Annotated in this window: 22 protein-coding genes and 1 tRNA gene; 14 read left to right on the forward strand and 9 right to left on the reverse strand. The window is 35.2% G+C overall.

Translation table 11 applies throughout. The features are described 5' to 3' along the window. Window positions 1–71 precede the first annotated feature (71 nt). Window positions 72–638 carry a glutathione peroxidase gene (locus tag CQ022_RS05165; RefSeq protein ID WP_105682041.1) on the forward strand — a complete coding sequence of 189 codons (567 nt, stop codon included), beginning with the start codon at window positions 72–74 and terminating at the stop codon, window positions 636–638. 297 nt (window positions 639–935) lie between these two features. Continuing rightward, window positions 936–1,517, forward strand: coding sequence for a hypothetical protein (locus CQ022_RS05170; protein WP_105682040.1), 582 nt, complete (start codon window positions 936–938; stop codon window positions 1,515–1,517). 291 nt (window positions 1,518–1,808) lie between these two features. Here the strand turns inward: CQ022_RS05170 and CQ022_RS05175 are convergent, their stop codons facing one another. Further along, window positions 1,809–2,255 carry a GNAT family N-acetyltransferase gene (locus CQ022_RS05175; RefSeq protein ID WP_105682039.1) on the reverse strand — a complete coding sequence of 149 codons (447 nt, stop codon included), beginning with the start codon at window positions 2,253–2,255 and terminating at the stop codon, window positions 1,809–1,811. Between the two features lie 193 nt (window positions 2,256–2,448). On the opposite strand from CQ022_RS05175, the gene CQ022_RS05180 reads away from it, so the two are divergent. Both CQ022_RS05180 and CQ022_RS05185 read left to right on the forward strand, forming a co-directional pair. After that, the gene (locus CQ022_RS05180; protein ID WP_105682038.1) at window positions 2,449–3,162 is read left to right on the forward strand and encodes a 2OG-Fe(II) oxygenase; all 714 of its coding nucleotides are present in this window, start codon (window positions 2,449–2,451) and stop codon (window positions 3,160–3,162) included. Window positions 3,163–3,191: 29 nt separating this feature from the next. Next, complete coding sequence (locus tag CQ022_RS05185) at window positions 3,192–3,443, forward strand: Ada metal-binding domain-containing protein (RefSeq protein ID WP_105682037.1); 252 nt, start codon at window positions 3,192–3,194, stop codon at window positions 3,441–3,443. 135 nt (window positions 3,444–3,578) lie between these two features. Here the strand turns inward: CQ022_RS05185 and CQ022_RS05190 are convergent. Next, a tRNA-Met gene (locus CQ022_RS05190) sits at window positions 3,579–3,651 on the reverse strand. Between the two features lie 101 nt (window positions 3,652–3,752). On the opposite strand from CQ022_RS05190, the gene CQ022_RS05195 reads away from it, so the two are divergent. From CQ022_RS05195 to CQ022_RS05230, 8 genes are all read left to right on the forward strand, one after another. Then, window positions 3,753–4,364: an L-threonylcarbamoyladenylate synthase gene (locus tag CQ022_RS05195; protein ID WP_047385367.1), complete on the forward strand. Its 612-nt coding sequence runs from the start codon at window positions 3,753–3,755 to the stop codon at window positions 4,362–4,364. A 26-nt stretch (window positions 4,365–4,390) separates the two neighbouring features. Next, window positions 4,391–5,107 (forward strand): CPBP family intramembrane glutamic endopeptidase, encoded by a 717-nt coding sequence (locus tag CQ022_RS05200; RefSeq protein WP_123864382.1) that lies wholly within the window; start codon window positions 4,391–4,393, stop codon window positions 5,105–5,107. A gap of 4 nt (window positions 5,108–5,111) precedes the next feature. Continuing rightward, window positions 5,112–5,870, forward strand: a complete 759-nt coding sequence (yaaA, locus tag CQ022_RS05205; RefSeq protein ID WP_105682035.1) for a peroxide stress protein YaaA — start codon at window positions 5,112–5,114, stop codon at window positions 5,868–5,870. Further along, window positions 5,871–6,719, forward strand: coding sequence for a peptide chain release factor N(5)-glutamine methyltransferase (gene prmC / locus CQ022_RS05210; protein WP_105682034.1), 849 nt, complete (start codon window positions 5,871–5,873; stop codon window positions 6,717–6,719). It abuts the gene before it with no gap. Window positions 6,720–6,746: 27 nt separating this feature from the next. Continuing rightward, the gene (locus CQ022_RS05215; protein ID WP_105682033.1) at window positions 6,747–7,769 is read left to right on the forward strand and encodes a serine hydrolase domain-containing protein; all 1,023 of its coding nucleotides are present in this window, start codon (window positions 6,747–6,749) and stop codon (window positions 7,767–7,769) included. A gap of 2 nt (window positions 7,770–7,771) precedes the next feature. Beyond that, window positions 7,772–8,131 carry a DUF4180 domain-containing protein gene (locus CQ022_RS05220; protein ID WP_105682032.1) on the forward strand — a complete coding sequence of 120 codons (360 nt, stop codon included), beginning with the start codon at window positions 7,772–7,774 and terminating at the stop codon, window positions 8,129–8,131. Between the two features lie 541 nt (window positions 8,132–8,672). Further along, the gene (locus CQ022_RS05225; protein ID WP_105682031.1) at window positions 8,673–9,245 is read left to right on the forward strand and encodes a hypothetical protein; all 573 of its coding nucleotides are present in this window, start codon (window positions 8,673–8,675) and stop codon (window positions 9,243–9,245) included. Window positions 9,246–9,252: 7 nt separating this feature from the next. Next, complete coding sequence (locus CQ022_RS05230; RefSeq protein ID WP_228421600.1) at window positions 9,253–10,794, forward strand: lectin-like domain-containing protein; 1,542 nt, start codon at window positions 9,253–9,255, stop codon at window positions 10,792–10,794. Window positions 10,795–10,808: 14 nt separating this feature from the next. Here the strand turns inward: CQ022_RS05230 and CQ022_RS05235 are convergent, their stop codons facing one another. From CQ022_RS05235 to CQ022_RS05265, 7 genes are all read right to left on the reverse strand, one after another. Further along, window positions 10,809–11,801 carry an NAD-dependent epimerase/dehydratase family protein gene (locus CQ022_RS05235; RefSeq protein WP_105682030.1) on the reverse strand — a complete coding sequence of 331 codons (993 nt, stop codon included), beginning with the start codon at window positions 11,799–11,801 and terminating at the stop codon, window positions 10,809–10,811. After that, a complete protein-coding gene (locus tag CQ022_RS05240; protein WP_105682029.1) occupies window positions 11,798–12,583 on the reverse strand; it encodes an SDR family NAD(P)-dependent oxidoreductase in 786 nt (261 codons plus the stop codon). Before CQ022_RS05240 ends, CQ022_RS05235 begins: the two co-directional genes overlap by 4 nt. Before the next feature lie 158 nt (window positions 12,584–12,741). After that, window positions 12,742–13,830, reverse strand: a complete 1,089-nt coding sequence (locus CQ022_RS05245) for a helix-turn-helix domain-containing protein (protein WP_105682028.1) — start codon at window positions 13,828–13,830, stop codon at window positions 12,742–12,744. 31 nt (window positions 13,831–13,861) lie between these two features. Beyond that, window positions 13,862–14,503 (reverse strand): rhomboid family intramembrane serine protease, encoded by a 642-nt coding sequence (locus tag CQ022_RS05250; RefSeq protein ID WP_105682027.1) that lies wholly within the window; start codon window positions 14,501–14,503, stop codon window positions 13,862–13,864. Between the two features lie 40 nt (window positions 14,504–14,543). After that, window positions 14,544–17,135 (reverse strand): DNA gyrase/topoisomerase IV subunit A, encoded by a 2,592-nt coding sequence (locus tag CQ022_RS05255; protein ID WP_105682026.1) that lies wholly within the window; start codon window positions 17,133–17,135, stop codon window positions 14,544–14,546. Further along, window positions 17,110–17,616, reverse strand: coding sequence for a hypothetical protein (locus CQ022_RS05260; protein WP_228421598.1), 507 nt, complete (start codon window positions 17,614–17,616; stop codon window positions 17,110–17,112). Before CQ022_RS05260 ends, CQ022_RS05255 begins: the two co-directional genes overlap by 26 nt. 110 nt (window positions 17,617–17,726) lie before the next feature. Continuing rightward, a complete protein-coding gene (locus CQ022_RS05265) occupies window positions 17,727–19,613 on the reverse strand; it encodes a DNA topoisomerase IV subunit B (RefSeq protein ID WP_105682024.1) in 1,887 nt (628 codons plus the stop codon). Window positions 19,614–19,754: 141 nt separating this feature from the next. On the opposite strand from CQ022_RS05265, the gene CQ022_RS05270 reads away from it, so the two are divergent. Next, window positions 19,755–22,661: a histidine kinase gene (locus CQ022_RS05270; protein WP_123864383.1), complete on the forward strand. Its 2,907-nt coding sequence runs from the start codon at window positions 19,755–19,757 to the stop codon at window positions 22,659–22,661. Next, complete coding sequence (locus tag CQ022_RS05275; protein WP_105682022.1) at window positions 22,651–23,382, forward strand: LytR/AlgR family response regulator transcription factor; 732 nt, start codon at window positions 22,651–22,653, stop codon at window positions 23,380–23,382. The genes CQ022_RS05270 and CQ022_RS05275 overlap by 11 nt, the downstream gene beginning before the upstream one ends. The last annotated feature ends 9 nt before the right edge of the window (window positions 23,383–23,391 follow it).

Genomic DNA, 23,391 nt, shown 5'->3' on the forward strand with positions numbered 1-23,391 from the left:
AGTAAAAAACAGGAAATATGACATTCAGTAAATAATCTAAGTTTTATAAATTAATATTAAAATCTTTTTAAATGAAAAAAATACTTTTTATCGGAATGGTGCTTATAGGAATCATAAGCCTTTCATCATTTATTACATCAGATGATACTACAGGTCCAAAGCCTGCAAAGTCCATTTATGATTTTAAAATTGAATCCATAGACGGCGGAAAAATTGATTTTTCTGAGTACAAAGGGAAATACATTCTTATTGTAAATACAGCATCCAAATGTGGCTACACTCCTCAATACAAAGGATTGGAACAGCTGTATAAAGATTATGGTGACAAACTGGTTGTGGTAGGCTTTCCTTCTGATAATTTTGCAGATCAGGAATTCCACGACAATGTTGAAATCAAATCTTTCTGTGAAAAGAACTATGGAGTAACTTTTCCGCTTACCACTTCTGTGGATGTAAAAGGTGCTAAAATCACTCCTGTATTTGATTATCTTACCCACAAATCTCAAAACGGAGTAATGGATGCGAAAATAAGCTGGAATTTCAATAAGTTTCTGATCAGCCCGGAAGGAAAATTATTGGAGTACTTTGATTCTAAAGTAGTTCCTGAAAGTGATAAAATCACCCATTATTTCAAGTAAATAACTCTTAAAAAAACACTACTATCATGACTATAGTAGTGTTTTTTTATTCTTTTGCTTCATTGCTTTTCTTATTATACTTAGATCATCATCATATAACTAAACGAAAAGCAACTGAAATACTATACATTAACAATTTAAATTACAAAAATCACTTCGATAAAGACCCCGAACGCATCATTTTTACAATAATGGATACTATACATTAGAGATTTGTTAAATTTTATTAAATAAATATTAAAATGTATTTGTTTTAACCGGGAAATTATATTTATTTTAGTGCTTTAAAAATTTCTCATGAAAAGATATAATTTATTGATTGTACTATTACTGCTTATTTTCAATGTTACTACAGCACAAAAGAAGGGTTCTCCGGCTGCTGATCTCAGCATTCTAAAAGATACGAAATCAAAAATCGAAGCTACCGTTCCATTGGTAATTCAACATCTTCAAACTATTGCAACTAAAGAAGGAGATAATAATATTGTCAACAACGGAAAAATAGCGTTAGGTAAAGAATATGGTATTTTAGAATCTGAATGGTTTTTATACAGAAACAATATGAAAAACTGTATCCTGAACAATTCTTCCAAGAAAGCTAAAAAATGTATGGAATATCATAACAATATGATGAGAGGTACCATGATCAATTACAACAATTATATCACCAACCTTACAAGAAAGAATGGATATCTGGGGGTTGAAGGTGATACAAAGTTTGAATTTAAGCCTGCCGATATTGCTACAAAATTAAATGAAGCTTATTTCAATGCAAATGATGCAGCAGGAAGAATGAAAGCGGATCAGAAAAGAGACTTTTTAGGACAGACGATGTCCGATGACAACAAGCTTACTCCTTACGCTCAACTGGCACAATAATATCTAAATCATATTTAAAAATAAAAAAAGAGAACTGCAGTTTGCAGTTCTCTTTTTTATTCAAAAGCAAAAAATCTCCGCCGGAAAAAGCAGTTTTGTGGTACTAATCATAAAACCCTTGGGGAAAAAGTAGAAAATTTGGCAGAGATTTTTTTGCATACACTCTACAGATCAACTGTCCTACCCATGATCTGTAAGAGCTTTACAAAAATAGGATTATAGCCATCTGCTGGCTGAAAATACCTGTAGAATTAAATATTCAGAATTGTAGAACTAATACTACTTTTATCTTTACTTCCACCATTGGTAGTAGTTATGCAGTCCGTCATACTCAAACCCACAACGCGGATACAAAGTGTTTCCGATATCATTCGTTTTTTCTGTTTCAAGCATCAACCCGCATGCATCTGTTTCTTCGCACCACTGCTTACTACGATCAATTAATGCTACAGAAAGTCCTTTTCCTCTGTAATCAGGATGAACAAACAGATCGCTTAACAGCCATTGCTTTTGTAATTGAGTATAATGGAATAATTTGTAAAGCTGTACAAAACCTACTGCTTTTCCATCGGCTACTGCAAGAAAAATATCAGACTCACTGTTTAAAAACCGTTCTTTGAGAAAAGCCTTTCCTTTTTCCACATCCGATTCCTGTCTGTAAAAAACACGATAGAGATTGAACAATTCAGCCGTTTCATCAAGATCCTCAAGACTTGCCTTTTTAATAATGTAATTCATCGTTATATATATTTTTATTAACACGGCAAAAGTAGCCTTAAACAGGACCAGTGATATCATCCAGAATATTATTAAAACCATAGTCCAGATAAATTTAATAAGGGTTTCTCACATTCATATTCCATAAATACCGCACGTTTCGGATTGTATCATCCTGAACAAGTCCAGATTTTTACAGAATAAAATCAAACCAATGAAAGAGATCATACATAAAATCGAAAACACAGACTGGCAGCACCTTACAGAAACAATGCATCAAAACGGGTATGCCATTATTCCTGATCTACTGTCTGAAGATGAATGCGAAATATTAAAGTCCAACTACGATCACTCTTCTTTTTATCGTAAAACAGTTGTTATGGCCAGACATCGTTTCGGCCTGGGAGAATATAAATATTTTAACTATCCATTACCTGAAGTTATTCAAACCATACGCTCAACGATCTATCCCCATCTGGCCTCTATTGCCAATTCATGGTTTAAAGCGTTGCATATCGATACTCAGTTTCCCTTAAATCATCAGGAATTTTTACATCAATGTCATGCTAATGGTCAGCAGAAAGCTACCGTCTTAATTTTAAAATATGGAAATGGTGGATTTAATACGCTGCATCAGGATTTATATGGAGACTTATATTTTCCTATTCAAATCGTGTTAATGCTCAGTGAACCGGATAAAGATTTTACAGGAGGTGAGTTTGTGCTTACCCAACAGATTCCGAGAGCACAGTCAAAAGCTATTGTTTTAAAGCCTAAAAAAGGAGATGTCCTTATGTTCACAACGCAATTTAAACCAGAAAAAGGAACCAAAGGATATTACAGGGTTACTATGAAACATGGAGTAAGTGAAATCAGAGAAGGAAGCCGCTATGCTTTGGGGATTATCTTCCATGATGCAATCAGTTAATTATTAAATATTACGTCAATACATAAGCTATGATTCAACATTCTCAAATATCTCCTGAAAGCCTGAGAAGCAAAATACACTGCAGAGAAATTTGTTTTGGGGGAAATATGAAACTGAAAATCTACGGATTACTCAGTTGCCGGTCAGGAAAAAGAATGAAGAAAGAAAACAGGATTTTCTTCACAGAGGAAAAAGAAGCTTTACAAAATAACTATCGTCCCTGCGGACATTGTATGAGAGAAGCATATCAAAAATGGAAGTACTCCTCATTGATTAAATAATAAAATCTGGTGCACTCCACCTCATATAAAACCAGTACCTTAGCATTACTCTGACCTGAGATTGCTTCACTTTGTTCGCAATGACTGGATAATAAATAAAAAGAGAAGCAATATAATATTGCTTCTCTCGTTTAGTAGCGGGAACCGGACTCGAACCGATGACCTTCGGGTTATGAGCCCGACGAGCTACCTACTGCTCCATCCCGCGATATTGGATTGCAAAGGTACGAATATTTTTCACAAATCCTAATTTTTCTTTTAAATAAAGGACTTTTATGAAAACTATTTTATTATTTGTATCTTTGTTTTATGGCAAAAATATTAAAAATTTATCCGGACAACCCACAGGAAAATCTTGTGAATGAGGTTATTAAAACTTTAAAAAATGGCGGGCTGATTATCTATCCTTCTGATACGATTTATGCTTTAGGCTGTAATATTTTTGATATAAAAGCCATGGAAAAACTGGCTCAGCTCAAAAAAATGAAGCTTGAGAAGTCAAAATTCTCAATTATCTGTAATGATCTAAGCCATCTTTCCGACTTTACAAGACCTATTGATACTTCGGTTTTCAGATTTCTGAAAAGTCATCTTCCGGGACCGTTCACTTTCATTCTTGAAGCGAATAAAAGTTTACCTTTAGCTTACAAAGGTCATAAGACCATCGGTATTCGTGTTCCTGACCATCCCATTCCACAGCTAATTGTTGAAAAACTGGGACACCCTATTGCTTCTACTTCCATTAAAGATGATGATGAAATCATTGAATATTCTACCGATCCTGAACTTATTGCCGAAAAATATGATCATTTGGTAGACATTGTCATTGATTCAGGGTACGGGGATAATGTGGCTTCCACTATTGTAGACCTTACTTCAGGAGAACCGGAGATTATCCGTCAGGGAAAAGGAATTATTTAGTAGAGTTTCAGATTCAAAGTTTACAGTTGACAGGTTGGATTATGGGTTTTAATGGGAAGTATTCTATAGGAATTTTACTCACTTTTATTCTTTTAGCTGCAGCAATGCTTTATTCCAATCCACTGATCACTTTGATAACAGGAATGGGTAAAATTACTGCAGATCATTTTTTTCTCAGCAGGATTCTGTTATGGGTCATTCTCATTATAGTGTTTCTGTACAGCATTTTTGTAGAGAAAGGTACTTTTTTACTTAAAGAAGAAAAAAAATATTCGGCAGCATTTTATAGTAAAGCAGCGCTCATCTTATATTTCATCTGCATTCTTGGGGGAGCCATTCTGAATACCTTCATGATGTTCGTTATAGAAGAAAAAATAAGTACCAAGCTTCTTAATCTCATACCCATTTTTAGAAACAATTATTTTTTAATTATTTTTACCTGTCTTACAGCGGCTATTGTAGAAGAATTGCTGATGCGGGGTTACCTACAGCCCAGGATTGAAAAAATGTATAACAATCCGGCAATAGGAATTATTATTTCAGCTGTTTTATTTGGAATATTGCACAGCACTTACGGTACCATAAGCCAGGTTCTCGGGCCTTTCTTTATTGGAATTGTGTTTGCTATATTTTATAAACGCTATTCAAATATTAAAATTCTGATGATCTGTCATTTTATGATTGATTTTATAGCAATGATGATCATGAATTTTATGGATATTAAACACTTATCTGTATTTTAACATTATGAAAATTATAACATCTCCTGCAAAACTCATGAATGTAGAAAATTCAACAGACCTGTTGAGAACCACTACTCCGAAATTCATTGAAGATGCAGCATTCATTCAATCTTATTTAAAAGAAAAATCACCAAAATATCTTTCCGAACTGATGGAAATATCATCCAAGCTGGCTGATGAAAACTGGGAAAGAAACCAAAAATGGAAATCTAAACCTACTGCAAAAGAATCTGCTCCTGCAATGTTTGCTTTTACAGGAGAGGTTTATAGAGGGCTGGATGCCAAAACGCTGGATAAAAATGCTGTGGATTACCTGCAGAAGAACTACAGAATGCTTTCCGGACTTTATGGTTTGCTGAAACCTTCTGATAAAGTTATGCTTTACAGACTGGAAATGGGACGTCCATTTGAATTTGAGCAATACAAAAATCTGTATGAATTCTGGAGAGAAAAAATCACAGAACAATTAAATTCTGAGATGAAAAAAGGAGAAATCCTCCTTCACCTTGCCAGCAATGAGTATGGAAAAGTAATCGACAGAAGGAAGCTGAACCATACTGTAATAGATTTTGATTTTTACGAATTAAAAGAAGGAAAACTGAAAACCATTGTGGTGTATACCAAGCATGCCAGAGGTCTTGTAGTAAGATTCTGTGCTGAAACCAATGCCAAGACATTGGAGGATGTAAAAGCCTTTAATTATGAAGGGTACAGAATTGATGAAGAGAAGTCAACGGATACAAAACTGGTTTTTACAAGATAAATGACAATTTCAGCATTTAAAAAATATTTCAAAACAGAACTTTCCGGCCTTTATACTGAGTCGGAAAGTGTGTTTTTATCGTCTTTATTCATTCATCAAATTGTAGGTTTCGATAATTTCCAGCAAAGAAGATCCTCCGAACAGGAACTTTTGATGGATGATGCAAAAAAACTTTGTGATCTCGTTGCAGAACTTAAAACGGGAAGACCTTATCAGCAAATATTGGGGGAAACAGAATTCTATGGGATGAAAATCCTTGTGAATGAAAATGTACTGATTCCCCGCCCTGAAACGGAAGAATTGCTGGAGATGGCGATCAGAGAAATTCAATCTTTAAAGTTTGAGGTTCAAAATTTTAAGATTTTAGACATAGGAACCGGAAGCGGAATCATTCCTTTGGTGTTAAAGAAGTATTTTCCCGGGGCTCATGTTTCATCTATTGATTTTTCTGAAAAAGCACTGGAAACAGCTCAAAGGAATGCCGAATATCACCAATTGGATATCAATTTCATTCACGCCGATTATCTCAATTTTGAACTGGCTGAAAGTTATGATATTATTATTTCGAATCCTCCCTATATTGGGATTGAAGAGGAGATTGAAATTGCCGATTCCGTGAAAGAATTTGAACCTAAAATGGCTCTTTTCTCCCCTACTGCTGATGCTTTGATCTTTTACAGGAAGATTGCAGAAGATGCTAAAAAATATCTGAAAGACGAAGGATTGTTGTTTTTAGAAATCAATCAGAAACTGGGGCCTGAAACCCTGGAACTGTATCAATATTTCTCTAACGCTCAATTATTGAAGGATTTATCCGAAAATGACAGGTTTATTTATGGAAGGAAATAAGTAATTTTGCTTCCATAAACCTAACCTATGAAAACTTTGATATGGAACTTCTTCATCACTATTTCACTGATTATACAGCTGATATCCTGCAAACAGCATCCTCAGGATATTGTGAGTGAATATTACCGCAAAGGAGAATTCAACGGTTCTGTTCTGATTATGAAAAACGGCCAGATTGTTTGTGATACGGCTCTGGGATTCCGCAATATTGAAAAAGGACTGAAAGCAGATAAAAATACTTCGTTCTATATTGCATCTCTCAGTAAACCTTTCACGGCTGCTGCTATTCTCATGCTGGAGCAAAAAGGCCTATTGAAACTGGATGACAAAGCTTCCCGGTTTATTATACTTCCTGAATATGCTAAAAACATTACCATCAGACAGCTTTTGCATCATACTTCAGGAATTAGGGATTATGAAAACCTATTTTCTAAAAAGCAATTAACCAATCAGGAGGTGATTAACTGGCTGTTCAGTAGTAAAAATCTTGATTTTGCTCCCGACAGCAAGTTTAAGTACAGCAATAGCGGGTATATAATTCTCTCCTGTATTATTGAAAAGGTTTCCGGGAAATCTTACAGTATGTTTATCAATGAGCATATTATTACTCCTTTAAAAATGCATCATACCTATGTATATGAAGCTGGTACGGTTATTCAGAATAGAGCCTCAGGATATAATAAAGAGAAGAAACCTGATGACTACTCGATTTTAACAACGGGTGACGGTGGGATCTACTCTACTCCTGAAGATCTTTATAAATTTGATCAGGCTTTACGAAATTATACTTTGATTAATAAAGAAAATACCCAGGCGATGTATTCTACTTTCCCATTATCTGACGGCAAGATATCTGATTATGGATTCGCATGGTTCATAGAGAATAACAATGGGAAAATTTCAGCGATGCATACCGGTGGTTTAAATGGTTTTAAAGCTTTATTCTGGAGAGACTTGCAGCATAACACCTGTATTATTGCTCTTACCAATCAGGGAGAAGCATTTCCACTAGGTAACTTTTTACATGATATAAAAAAAGCAATACAGTAAACATGACTATTCAATCACACGAAATCAACAATATAAAAATCGCAGAAATAATTTCTGATGATATGATTATCCAATCCGCACAGGATGGGCTGGATCTTATGGGAAATATCTATTACCAGGGTTTTGATAAAATTATTCTTTATGAAAAAAACATTACCCCTGAATTCTTCGATTTAAAGACTAAAATAGCGGGAGAAATTCTCCAAAAATTCTCAAACTATCGTATAGGTTTGGCTATTGTAGGTGACTTTAGCAAATATGAAAGTAAAAGCATGAAAGATTTCATTTTTGAAAGCAATAAGACCAAACACATCAATTTCGTTGATCAATTAGAAAACGCACTGGAAAATTTTTCAAAATAAGCTCTTTTTCAATTCTTTATCTAAGAAATTTGATGTTTATAATGTTTTCAAAAATAATAATACTTTTATAAATTTAATTTTTAGAATTCCTTAATAAAACATAAAAATTTACACAATAAAAACAATATTATTGATTTATCAATTATGTAAAAATTTAAATTAAAACTTATTAATTATTAAGAAAAAACTAGAATTAATTCTATAAACATAATATTATCAATATTTCTTTGTACATTTGCATAAAACACGAGGGAATATGAATCTTACTTATTTAATGGCTATTACAGCTACATAATTCAATTTATTTTTCCGACTATTTCAGATTGACATAGAATGCTCATGGATGGGCATACTTGTAACATTGGCTTTTGGAGTATAAGTCTCCTCATGCCATGCTATGACATTCGACATTTCATGAATCAAATGAATTGTTAGAGGCACTTATTTTCCTTACGGAATTAAGCCATCAGAAAGGACTTTTCTAAAAACATAACCATCAAAAAAAACATAAAATACACAGATAAAAATTATTAAGAACATCATGATTAAAAAATTATTTCTACCAATCGTTTTAGTAAGTTCGTTATCATTCGCCCAAGTAGGGATTAACACAGCCATGCCTGACGAAAGTGCAATCCTGGATGTTTACAGTCAAAATAAAGGAATGCTGATCCCAAGACTTACTACAGCAAAAAGAGATGCCATTACCAATCCAGCCAACTCACTTCTTATCTATGATACGGATAAAAAATGCTTAAGCCAGAATATTGGTACCCCTACAAAACCTGATTGGCTTTGCATTAGTAACAATGCTGTAAAAATGTTTTACATGCCCAGTGTTTCTTTTGATACATCAAGCAATGCCACTGGCCGAACAAAAGATTTATATACCCTTTATAAAACCCAGTTCGGATCTCCAAAAGCAAAAAGCACCAGTGCTCCAACTTCAATCCCGTTTTTCCCATCTAGTAAAGATCTTTACTATTATGTAACTGATGCTGATCCTAATGTGTTCAGTAATATTTCAATTTCTGATGACGGTGTGATGACTTATGATGTAAAAGCTGCAGCCACAGACTGTTCATTTATCAATATTGTTTTTGTTGTTAAATAATTGAGCTATGATAAAAAGTACTTCAATTGTACAGTACAAAAAGTTTTTGTTTATTCTTTCCTTATTTGTTTTCTCACAAAATATGCAGGCACAGAATGAGCAAGGGACGGGCTATCCGTATTTTGTCAATTTTACCCAGGGATTACAGCCTCAGGAAGCTTATAAAGTGGCTACCAGCGGTGTTCAGAATGACGCAACTTTTACTACGGACGGGCTAAGGCTTACCCGAAGTGTGAATAATATTTCAGGAGGTGTGATACTTGCTGATAAAATATTCAAGAGTGATCAGGGAATTAAATTCGAATTTGAATTTGCTATTTATGGAGGAAATACCAACGGAGGAGACGGTATTTCTATATTCTTAGTGGATGGATCTATTCCTAAGAGCCAGCTTAATCTGGGATATTTTGGAGGAGGATTAGGATATAGTTTTGTACGTGGAGGCGAGTCTACGGAAGGACTGAGAGGAGCATATCTGGGAATCGGTCTGGATGAATTCGGAAATTTCAAAACAAGCTTTAACCAAGGGGAAAGAGTTAGAAATGGAATATTTGGAGTGGGATTAGCTGATGGGCGCAGTAATGTTTCTTTAAGAGGTAAACGTGGAAACCAATATCTGTCTTCAGCTGAGCCTGCGGGATACAATGGTTACCCACTGCTTTACAGCATAGCGACCAATGCATTACCTTCCAGTAATAACAGATCAGCTTATCTGGATACTACAACTGGGAAATATATTGGTGTTAAAAATACAGCTCTTCAACAATTCAGTATAGAAAGCGGAGGAACTACAATTCCTCTAAATGAAAATGATGTAAGATTCCGTAAAGCATATATCACTCTGGTTCCCAATCCTGCCGGAGGTTACAATATATCTCTGGAAATACAGCACGGAACAGTGAAAGAAAAAGTGATTGATAATTATTACTACCCTACTTCTCTGAAATATACTGAGACTACGATATCCAACAGTACGGTGAGAACGCTGGATACTTCAGCCCCTTCTACTTTCAGAATTGGGTTTGCAGCTTCTACCGGTGCCGCAAAAAATATACATTTACTGAAAAACTTAGGGGTTACAAGACCTTATGCTGCCGAAGTAACAGATGATCTGTTTGCTGGCTGCCCGGGGATAAAATCAATCTATTATCCTTTGCTTAATGATGCAGCTTATTCTTCAGCAGCCGGACAAAATCCGCCAACACTTTCCTATAATAACCTTGATTTTAATTCATTCCGCTTTTTGGATAACAACGGAGCCGTAATCCCGAATATAACAGGAGGTGTCTATACCAGCAGCCAAGGAACATGGACCTATTTTCCAACTACCGGAGCGCTTTCTTTCAAACCTGCGGCTGGATTCACCGGAGTTGCCCAGGTACAATATGATATTAAAGGAGGTGGAAGCAACGGTACTGAAGCTCCTTACAATAAGGAAGAATACAGATCATTGCCGGCATTGGTACAGGTGAATATTTCAGGTACCAATAACTGCAGCAAAGCCTGTGTTATTTCTAACAAAAATGTAACTCAGAAAATAACAAGATAATTTGATAAAACCAGCTATTGAAAGCTGGTTTTTTTATTATTAACGGGATTTTCAATAAAATACCGAACAGTATCTTCTATCGCTTTATCAGTAGACTGGTATTGAAGATTCAGATCTTGTACTGATTTCCGATTAGAATAATAATTACTGATCTGCAGGGCTTTCATATTGGAGGTACTGAGGTTTGTTTTTATTTTTAAATTTCTTAAGCCATCGCCAATGAATCCAAGAAAGCTTAAAAATCTGTTGGGGATGGCTATCATCACCGGATTTTGATTTGTAATCCGGTTTATTTTCTTAAAAAATTCTTGGTAGCTTAAATTTTCATTGGCTAGAAGGTATTTTTCACCATTCCTCCCTTTTTCAATAGCCGTTACTATTCCGTTGGCAGCATCTTCCGCGTGTACAAAGTTTTTGCCTCCTTTCGGATAAAATATTACTTTCTTTTTCCATGCCCAGAAAATAATTTTTCCGGAACTGGGTTTGCTGTCATACGCTCCGATCATAAAGGTTGGGTTAACAATGACAACCTCTGTATTTTTGCGGTTGTTTAAAAGATAATCTTCTGCTTCCAGCTTACTCTGAGCATAGAATGAATGGGTAAAAGGATATAGCTGCGGTGCATTTTCACTTCCCAGGAAAGCAGTATTTCCAAATCCTATAGTATTCGCTGTACTTACAAACAAAAACGTTTTTACTCTCATCAGTTCTGCATGCGTAAAGAGATTCACAACGATTTCATAGTTCACTTTCCTGTATTCATCATAATTGAAGAGATTTTGGCGTGTTTCTGCCGCAATATGAATGATACAGTCGACATCAGTGAAAAGTGCTGATATATCAGACGAAAGATCAGCTTCCACCAGTTTCAGATTTTCATTTTCTTCGCCCAGCCAGCTGCTTTTCTTGCGCACCAGAGCAGTAACAGAATAACCATTTTGTAATAATTTTAAGATAACATTAGTTCCCAGAAGACCTGTTGCTCCGGTTACACCAATTTTTTTCATGCTTCAATCTCTCTTTTTATAGCCTGGGTCATCAAGGGAAGTTTAATCCATATGGGTAATATTTTCATTACCAGCCAGCTGATTGGATTCACCATAATTACGGAATCTTTCTTAAACAATTGACGGATACAGTATGAGGCTACTTTATCAGGATTTAAAAGCGTTAATCTCCCCATAAAACCTTGCTTTTCTATTCTTTCACATACATCCTGATTCGTTTTCATCGCGCCTGGATTTACAACACTTACAAAAACGTTGGTATCTTTCAGTTCTTCATGAAGTCCTCTTGAAAATGAATGGATAAAGCTTTTGGATGCGGGATATACAGTCTTAAAACCAATAGGTGAAAATGCAGCCATACTTGAAACATTCAGAATATAGGCTTTGGGTTGTTTTAAAAGGTTTGGAAGCAGCTGATGGGTAATTAATGATGTTGCTGCTACATTCACCTGCAATATAGTGTTGATATAATCCGAAGAAGCCTCTGTGAACTTTTTAGTTCCGCCCAGCCCTGCATTATTAATCAGGATATGAATATCAAAAGAGCAATTAAGCCATTCCGTAAGTTTCATCACATTTTCATTGACAGAAAGATCCGTTTCATAATAATGGACTTTTATTTCATAGTATTCTTCCAGCTCTCTTGAAAATTCTTTGAGGTTCTGATCCGGAAGACTTATAAGAATAACATTGATCTTTTTTTTGGCCAGCTGTTCTGCGAATGATTTGCCTAATCCCTGGCTTGCTCCTGTGACTACAGCGTATGATTCTTTGGTATCCATACATTTAAATTTTATGGTACAAAGCTATCATGAAAGGCAGGCTTTAATGTTCAGAATTATCTGAGCGAACCCATTTTAAAATTTTAAAAATAAATTTTTAACTATTTAAAAATCAGAAAATTAAATACAAAATAAAGTAAAACTTTATAAACCGGAACTTATTTTTTGAATTCAGAAGGGGTTTGTCCGGTTACTTTTTTAAAGGTTGTATTGAAAGAGGTTTTGGAATTGAATCCGGATTCGTAAGCAATTCCTAAAATGGATAATTTGCCGTCCGGTTCTTTCAGAAGCTTTTTAGCATAGTCTACTCTATATTCATTTACATATTGGAAGAAATTTTTTCCAAAACCTGTATTGATCACATACGACAGATGATGGGTAGAAACAGATAACATTTCAGCCAGCCTGATCAGATTAAGTTCGCTGTCAAGGTAAGGTTTTTGTGTTTCCATAATACCTTCCAATGAGGTTTTAATCTTTATTAATTCTTCATCGGAAATAAGTTTTCTTCTGGTCTCTTCCGGATCAGAATCTTCATCAATAGAGATCAGCTCCTGTCTCTGTTTTTCTTCCAAAGGATAAATTTCCTTCTGCTTCAGAGAATAGTAGCCCACACAGTAAATAACGGATAAAAAGACTGCATTGATAAAGAAATTCAATGATTTGGGGTCGTAGAAAAGATTGTAAATTACATAGATAATATTCACAATGAGAAGCACCAGAATAATATATTCCAGCCAGTTCAGGTTGATTCCTTCTGTATTGGATGAAAACTGCTGAATCTTCTTCTGATGTTTTCGGATGGTAATATAAGAAAGTGCCGTATAAAACAAAGCCTGAATCAGGATCAAAATAACACTCAGATATTCAAATGGCTTTTCATAACCCGATTTTACGAGGATAAGACACAGCACAAAAGCTGCAGGAAGTAACAAAAATCTAAAATCTCTGGTTGTAAAGCTAAAAGACGGATTGGTGTAAAACAGCACACTGAGGTAAAAAACGATAGGGGTAAAAAACTGAATACATCTCACGAAAAACAGAGAATGAAACTCTATAGTTGCGCCCGTAATAAGAAACAGAACTTCATCCAGCCAAAAGGTAGACCACAGAAACAGAAATATTCCGAACCAGAAATTAGCTTTTCGGTTTACTTTTAAAGGATTGGCCAGCTTCAGCAGAGAAAGCAAAACCAATGAACCATAGATAAGTATCACGATGAAACTGTTTAACTCTGATGTGTTCATTGGTTTTGATATTTTAATTAAAAATAGTCTTTTATCCTATTCGTTTCCTTACAAAAATTTCATATCCTAAATAAATTAACGGAAGTGACATGATTCCTAAGAAAAGAATATTACTCATGGCCAGCTGTGGATGCATGACAATAGAGTAAACCAATCCAAAAAAAGCACCTCCCAGGTGAGCAGCATGGCCCAGGTTATCCCACTGCTTAGGGTTCAGCATCATATACACTGAATATCCGAAATATAATGTTCCAAATAACCATCCAGGCAGGAAATTAACGCTGATCTCATTGGGTGCCATAGCAATGGAAGCAAAAATGATTCCCGAAACCGCACCTGATGCTCCTATCGCAGAATACCAAGGCTGATTTTTATAAATCTGTAAACTGAATAAATTCCCAAGAATCATTGATCCGAAATAAAGAATTAAAAATCCTATTTCCCCAAAGAAGCTAATGACTACTCCCTGGAAAAAATACAGGGAAAGCATATTAAAAAATAAGTGCATAAAGTCTGCATGTAAAAACGCAGAACTGATAAGCCTTACATATTCTTTACGGTTTGCAATAGCTCCAACATTGAATTTATATTTTTCAAATAATGCTGTATTATTGAACCCCATGTAACTAAAAATACATGTGGCTCCAATGATAATGATAACAACTATATCCATTGTATTCTTTTTATGTTATACCTGAACAGATGTGCTCAGTTTATTCATTTTCATTATTTCCATCACCCTGGAACAAATCACCGATAACTCCTCCGTCTTCATCCCCATCTCCTGTAGGTTCCGGATCTTCATATACTTCAGGCTCTTCTTCTACAGGTTCAGGAATAGTAATATTGATCGCTTTTACTTTGAACTTGGTAAACTGGTTACCAATGGCTTTTATTCCTTTTACCGTTATGAATTCATCGATATTAATCGTTTCCGGATCACGTTCTTTTCCTTTATCTTTTGCAAAAATAATTTCTGCAGTAACATCGTTGGCAACAATTACATTTTCAATGAATGATTTCGGATGTTCAGAAGGCATAAAAGTCTGTACATTCACCGTGTTTTCCAGTAAGAATCTTTTAATGAAATAAATATCTTTTTCACCATCGTAATAGATACAGGTAATTGGCTGTGCAGGTCTCCATTTTTCCAACACCAGATATTCATCATCAAAACGGTTACCCAGATCAAAAGAGACCAGTTTCACTTCACCGTTTGTATTGATCGTCAGGATTTTGTCATCTCCTTTGAAACTTCCCAGTAATGTTCCTCTTACATCAGCATTCAGTCTTCTAACCGTATCATCAAACCAGATCTTTCTCGGTGCCAGAGTAGAAACTCCTTCTTCCTTCATATCTACTTTCTTCACGGCATATTTAGTCACAAGATTCCCTTTGGAATCACGTCCTTTAATCGCAAGATCGGAGAAGTTGATCTCCATTTTATTCTTTCTGATTCTAGGATTAGGCTTTAAAAGTACGGTTACCGTTTCTGCTTCCCCATTAGGATTTGCCGAGAAATATAGGGTTTCCGATCCTTTTTTATCTGAAGCTAGCGGATAATCTGTATTTCTAGTAACTCCGGTTACAGAGAATCGTTTCATATAATAGGGTCCTTCTCTTCCTTCGCGATAGATCATATTATATACCGTTCTCTTATCATTTTTCTTCCAAATAGCGACATGCAGAATATCTTTACCAACGAATGTTTTGGCCTCTACTTTTACCACTTTCATACTTCCGTCTTTTCTGAAAATGATGATATCATCAATGTCTGAACAATCGAAAAGATATTGGTCTTTTTTCAGAGATGTTCCGATGAAACCTTCTTCGAAATTAGCATAGAACTTTTCATTGGCAACAGCTACTTTTGTAGCATCAATGGTATCAAAGATTCTAAGTTCTGTTTTTCTCTGCTTGTCTTTACCGTATTTTTTCTGAATGTTTAAATAATAATCAATAGCATAAGCAATCAGGTTGGCAAGATGGTATTTTACCTGTTCTATTTTACCTTCAAGTGAGGCTATATTTTCTTTAAATTTATCTAAATCGAATCTTGAAATTCTCTTGATTCTGATTTCTGTAAGTTTTAAAATATCCTCTTCTGTAACAGCTCTTAACAGATGTTTGGTATGAGGTTTTAATCCTGCATCAATGGTTTTTATTACCTCTTCCCAGGTTTTCACCTCTTCAATATCGTGGTAAATCCTGTTCTCAATGAAAATTCTTTCCAATGAAGAGAAATGCCAGCTTTCCTGAAGTTCGTGAAGCTCAATTTCCAGTTCTTTCTTCAGTAAGGATACCGTATGATCTGTATTTGTTTTCAGAATATCGGATACCGTCAAAAACATAGGTTTATCTCCTACAATCACACAGGCATTTGGAGAAATGGTTACCTGACAGTCTGTAAATGCATACAGGGCATCAATGGTTTTGTCCGGAGACACATCATTATGAATATGAATCAGAATTTCTACCTTATCTGAAGTATTGTCTTCAATCTTTTTGATTTTGATCTTTCCTTTCTCATTGGCTTTTAAAATAGAGTCAATAAGATCAGTTGTCGTTTTAGAATAAGGAAGTTCCGAAATCACCAATGTATGCTTATCCGTCTGGGTAATTTTGGCTCTTGCTCTTACCTTTCCTCCTCTGTGACCGTCATTATATTCGGAGACGTCAAGATAACCGGCTGTTAAAAAGTCCGGATACAGTTCAAATTTCTTACCTTTTAAATAGGCTACTGAGGCATTGATAAGCTCATTAAAGTTATGAGGAAGTATTTTTGTGGAAAGCCCTACCCCAATACCTTCTACTCCCTGTGCAAGAAGCAGGGGAAATTTCACCGGTAAATCAATCGGTTCATTGTTTCTTCCGTCGTAAGACTTTGTCCAGTCTGTAGTTTTAGGATTAAATACTACTTCCAGGGCAAAAGGAGTCAGTCTTGCTTCAATATATCTTGCCGCCGCCGCAGAGTCTCCTGTATAGATATTACCCCAGTTTCCCTGAGTATCAATTAACAGCTCTTTCTGCCCAATCTGCACCATGGCATCTGTAATGGAAGCATCTCCGTGTGGGTGATATTTCATGGTATTTCCCACAATATTGGCCACTTTATTGTAACGGCCATCTTCCAGTTCACGCATGGAGTGCATAATTCTTCGTTGAACGGGTTTTAAACCGTCATATATTGAAGGGATAGCTCTATCCAGAATTACATAGGAAGCATAATCAAGAAACCAGTCTTTGTATAGACCGGAAACTTTTTTCAAGCTTTCACCCTCATGCGAATATTCTTCTGTCGTCATCTGTTTTATCTTTTTTCTCTTTATTAGCTTTCACTACTTTGTTTAGAGAGAGTTTTAAATCGTTTACTTGTTTTCTGTTCAAATAAGAAATCTGGTACTTAAGTATTGTAGAACCATTATTCTTACTGGAAACCGTAATGTATAATCTTTTGAAAAAGAGAATACTGACTACATCATATTTTATCAGTTTATATTTTGGAAATTCATCGTGAAGAGGCTTGTTTAAAAAGGGAATAATATTCCTGTTTTTAAAATTCAAAGCTTCTCCATCGCTGTCATATTCAAAAATCTGTCTGCCGCTGATATAAAAGATAATCAGCAGTAGAAGGGGAACAATAATCAATAAATAACTTTCATTGCCCATTGCATTAAACCTGTATTCATTAGCGACAAATGCAATTATACAAAACACAGTTGTCATCAAAAGCAATGTACTCAAAGAGTTATAAATTGATGCTTTATTACGGTTACTTAGTCTCATTTTAATTTTTTGGCTGGGTAAGTACTATAATTCTTACTTCATCCAAAATTGTGTTTTTTTCAGTATTTGCAATGGTTTTTTGCAACCAGTTTTTTAAGTTTTAAGCTTTATTAATTTTCTACTTCATCCAGAATTTGTTTTTTATCAATATCCGTATCATCTTCCACCACAAGGTTTTCAAGGATGAAGGTCTGTCTGTCCGGAGTATTTTTCCCCATGTAGAATTCCAGAAGCTGATCAATCGTCTGGTCTTTTCCCACTACTACGGGTTCTAAGCGAATATCTTTGCCAATGAAATGCTTAAATTCATCTGGAGAAATTTCTCCCAATCCTTTAAATCGGGTGATTTCCGGATTTTTTCCCAGTTCATTTAATGCTTTCACTCTTTCGGCTTCTGAATAGCAATATCTTGTTTCCTTTTTATTTCTCACTCTGAATAAAGGAGTCTGAAGGATATAAAGGTGTCCGTTTTTAATCAGATCCGGAAAGAACTGCAGGAAGAAAGTAATCATCAGCAGACGGATGTGCATTCCATCCACATCGGCATCGGTAGCAATGATCACCTGATTGTATCTCAGGTCTTCCAGACTTTCCTCAATATTTAAAGCTGCCTGAAGAAGGTTAAACTCTTCATTTTCATATACCACCTTCTTCGTAAGGCCGTAGCAATTCAGGGGTTTACCCTTCAGTGAAAATACAGCCTGCGTTTCTACATCTCTGGATTTTGTGATCGATCCTGATGCAGAATCCCCTTCGGTAATGAAGATCTGAGTATCACCTTTTCTCTCAGCTTTCTGGTCGTTATAGTGCTGCCTGCAGTCACGAAGTTTTTTATTATGAAGAGATACTTTTTTTGCTCTTTCTCTGGCCAGTTTCTGGATTCCGGAAAGTTCTTTTCTTTCTCTTTCGGAAATTAGTATTTTTCTCTGGATTGCTTCTGCTATTTCCGGATTTTTATGTAGGAAATTGTCCAGTTTACTCTTAAGGAAATCAATGATGAATGTTCTTACAGTAGGTCCGTTCGGTCCCATATCATTAGACCCTAATTTTGTTTTGGTCTGGGATTCAAAAACAGGTTCTTCTACATTGATTGAGATGGCTGCAATGATAGACTTTCTGATATCAGAAGCATCAAAACTTTTATTGAAAAACTCACGAATCGTTTTTACATACGCTTCACGGAATGCATTAAGGTGAGTTCCACCCTGCGTTGTATTCTGCCCGTTAACAAATGAGAAATAGGTTTCTGTCTGTGATTTGTCAGAATGGGTAATGGCTAACTCAATATCATTATCCTTCAAATGAACAATCGGGTAAAGGATATCGCTTTCCAATTCTTCTTCCAATAAATCTTTAAGACCATTTTCAGAATAAAACGTTTCTCCGTTGAAAAGTATTTTAAGTCCCGGATTCAGATAGGCATAATTGCGGAGCATTCTTTCGATATACTCTTTTCTGTATTTGAAATGCAGGAAGATTTCTCCATCAGGAATAAAGGAAATTTCAGTACCGTTTCTATCCGAAGTTTCCTTCTCATCAAAGTTTTCCTGGATCATACCACGGGAGAATTCAGCTACTTTCATTTTTCCGTCTCGGAAAGAGCGAACTCTGAAGTAATCTGAAAGGGCATTGACCGCTTTGGTACCGACCCCGTTCAATCCTACAGATTTTTTAAACGCTTTACTGTCGTATTTACCACCGGTATTCATTTTTGAAACAGCATCTACCACTTTCCCAAGCGGAATTCCACGGCCAAAGTCACGGATAGTAACTTTGCCGTCATCCAGCTTTATTTCAATTCTTTTCCCTGAACGCATTCTGAACTCATCAATAGAGTTGTCCAGGATTTCTTTTAACAGGATATAAATACCGTCATCAGCAGAAGAACCATCACCGAGCTTCCCGATGTACATACCGGGGCGCAAACGGATGTGTTCCTGCCAATCGAGGGTTCTGATATTATCTTCGGAGTAGGTTGGGTTTATTTCTTGTGACATATATGATTTCAGCAAACATACAAAAGTACGAAATTGTCTAAAATTATCCGAATTTTTTCAACTTGTTTTTTTTCAATATTCCGCTGTAATCGTTGTATTATTATTAATCAAATTATATATTTACGAAATTATCAATATCATGTGAAAAATATATTTACTTTCCTCATATTATCTGTAGTTTTATTCTTTTCCACATTATTTTCTTCACAGATCCCCGGGATGGTGAACTATAGTGATGAGGAAGGATTAAACTGCTCCTATACGTATCACCTGAGACAAGATAAAAATGGCTTTATCTGGATAGGCAGTGATAATGGCTTATTCAGATTTGATGGAAAAGAGTTTAAACAATATGGTAAGCAAGAAGGTTTAAAGAATATTGATATTATATCCTGTGAACCTTTGCCCAACGGTGAAGTGTTCATCCTTCCCTTTCTGAATGATTTTGCTTACTTAAAAAACGGCCGCGTTATCAATCTGAATATTAATGACTATGTAAAAAATCAGTTTTCAAGCTCAATTCCGAAAGTTACCCGTAACGGAAACCGACTTTATTTTTATGGAAATTTCAATCCTCAGAATATTTTCATCTATGAAAATGGAAAAGTTAAAAAGATCCCCGTCCCTTTAGATTATGAGAAAAGATCTTTTGAAACACTCAGGTTTGAACCCCACACTTCCAATCTCTACTTACATGATCCCCATCAGGGAAAAATACTTGTCTACAATATCATTACCGGAAAAAAACAATATTTGAGAGGGAGTATTGGAAATATGATCTGTGAAAAGGATGATCTATTTGTGTTCTTATATAAAAATACGATTGAAATTTATCAACTCTCTGCTTTCTCAGGCATAAAAAAGATCCTGTCTTATAATTGTGGTACACAAGAAAATGTTTTCTACGGACTTATTGATAGAAACAACAAACTGTGGCTGAATTTAAGCAATGGAGGGGTTTTATATTTCAATCAATCCCTGACTGAAAAGAAGAAAACCCTTGCTGCTCCTATCAAAATACTGGATCGGTATGTGATCAATAATGTTCTGGTAGACAAGGATGACAATGTATGGTTCAATTCGCGGAACAATGGGGTATTTTTCATTTCAAAGTCTCTTTTCGCCAATCATATCAATTTGCCTTTAAAAAGTAATTCTGAATATATAAAAGCCATTGCAAAAGATAACGGGAATATTCTTGTCGGCTACAATCATTCTGCCGGCGCACTTATCAGCAAATACAATAAAATACAAAATATAATTCTTGATAAAGGAGATAAAGATGAAAATATTGCTGTTTATTTAAAAGGTAACATTGCTATTTTCGGTTTATCAGGTAAGGTTATTGTTCATGATATGGCTAATAATACTTCTGAAAAAATATACTGTTCCCTCAAAAATATTGTCTCTTACACACCGGATTCCCTGTTTTTCTGTACTTCAGGCGGTTTACTGACCTACAGTTTAAAAAGTAAAAAAATAAACACTCTTTTTCAGGAACGCGTATACACGGTTTTCCCTTATGACAGGGAGAATCTGTTTATCGGCAGCTTCAGTGATCTGTACAAATATAATATCAGAACCCGGCAGAAGACTTTATTTTTAAAGGGATACTATTTTACGGATATTAAAAAATTAGACGATCATACGTATTTGGGATCTACTAACCTCTATGGGATCATTATTTTTAATACTAAAGGAATTATCAGGAAGATCGGAAAGAATGATGGATTAATCAATGACCAGGTAAAAAAAATAGAGGTAGAAAATAAAAATACGTTCTGGGCAAGCACCAATTCAGGGATATCCAGAATCGAACTGGCAGCAAAAGATCAACACATCAATAATTTCACCCAGACAGACGGACTTCCCTCTGATGCAGTAGCCGGTTGTGTGATAAAAAATGACACCATCTTCATTGGAACCTCTAAAGGACTTGGAATATTTTCCATCAAAAAACTACTGACTCAGGAAAAATTCATTCATAAAAAGGTAGTCATTAACTCAGTATCCATTGAAAATAATGAGCATTATGACCTACAGAAAAGCCTGGCTGCCTACACCCATAATACGGTTATTTTCAATCTGAGCTTTCTTGATTATCCCTCATTGGGAAAAATAAGCTATAAATATAAGCTGGAAGGTCTTAATAATTCTTGGCAGATCAATAATTCTTCTAAAATCATCTTCAGCTCTATTCCCCCAGGTAAATATACCTTCCGGGTTTACGGTTTAGGATATAACGGAAAACAATCCTACACCTCTTCCGACATCACCTTTGATATAAAACCTCTGTTCTGGCAGACCTGGTGGTTCAGGCTGATATTAGCTATCGTCATCATCGGAGCGCTGTTGATGATTACCTTTTCTTATCTTCATAAAAAACGGAATAAGAAGCTAGAAAAAATGGAGTATGAAAAGAAAATTGCTGAACTTGAACTCCAGGCTATTAAAGCTCAGATTAATCCTCATTTCATTTATAACTGCCTGAATTCCATTCAATTTCTCCTGTATAAAAAAGATTACCGCGAAACAGAAAACTACCTGGATATTTTCGCCAAAATGATACGAAAAACACTTTACTATTCAGAAAAGACCTTTATGTCTATTAAAGATGAAGTGGAATACCTCACATTGTATCTTGATATGGAAAAACTTCGTGTAAAAGATCTTTTTGATTACAAAATCATCATTTCTGAACAGGTAAATCAAAACTGGACGATTCCTTCTTTACTGATACAGCCTTTTGTAGAAAATGCGATAAAGCATGGTATTTCAGGATTAAAAGACAGAAAAGGACAAATTATCATCAGCTTTGATTATACGAATGTCTCTTTATGTATTACCATTGAAGATAATGGTATAGGAATCTCCAATAAGGAATCTTTGAAAAAAGACAACTCTTTTGGGGTAAAACTTTCACATAAGAGGATTGAGACTTTTAAACAGCTTTTTGATACCAATATATTTTTAGAAATCAATACACTTACTGAAAATAGTGGGCAGGGAACACAAATCAAACTTTATATACAACCTTATGAGAAATAAAATACAGGCATGCATTGTTGATGATGAAAAAGATGGAAGAGATTATATTGCATTACTTATGGAAAATGAATTTCCTGAGATCAACATAGAATTCCAGGCTTCCTCCGTTGAAGAAGCGTATATTTACCTTATCAAAAGTTCTCCTGACATTCTGTTTCTGGATGTTCAGTTAGGTGATGGAACCACTTTCGATTTACTATCAAAGTTGAATGACGTTCATTCTCAGATTATTTTCATCACTGCTTACGAAAATTTTGCTATTCAGGCGATTAAAAATGGGGCTACAGATTATCTTTTAAAGCCTATAAAAAAAATGGATTTCATTATTGCCGTCAATAAAGCGTTGGATCATATCAAAAAAATGCAGCCTTCACAATCTACTCTTTTAAAAGATAACAGAATCATTCTTTCTACTCTTCAGGGATTCAAGATCGTAGATATAGCCTCTATTATCCGATGCGAAGCAGATTCGAGCTACACCACTTTTTATCTTACCAATAAAACTAAAATCATGGTATCCAAAACCCTTCATGAATTTGAACCTATACTTCTTGAGCAGAACTTTTTCAGGATACATCATAAGCATCTTATTAATATTGATCATCTGCAGGAATACATTAAAGGGAGAGGCGGACAGGTAGTAATGAGTGATGAATCTGTTCTGGATGTATCTTACCGGAAAAAAAATGATTTTCTCTCTACAATAGGAAAAACGGAATAAAAGCATTTT

Origin of the sequence: Chryseobacterium culicis (assembly GCF_002979755.1) — a bacterium.
In the GTDB taxonomy this organism is placed as follows: Bacteria; Bacteroidota; Bacteroidia; order Flavobacteriales; family Weeksellaceae; genus Chryseobacterium; species Chryseobacterium culicis_A.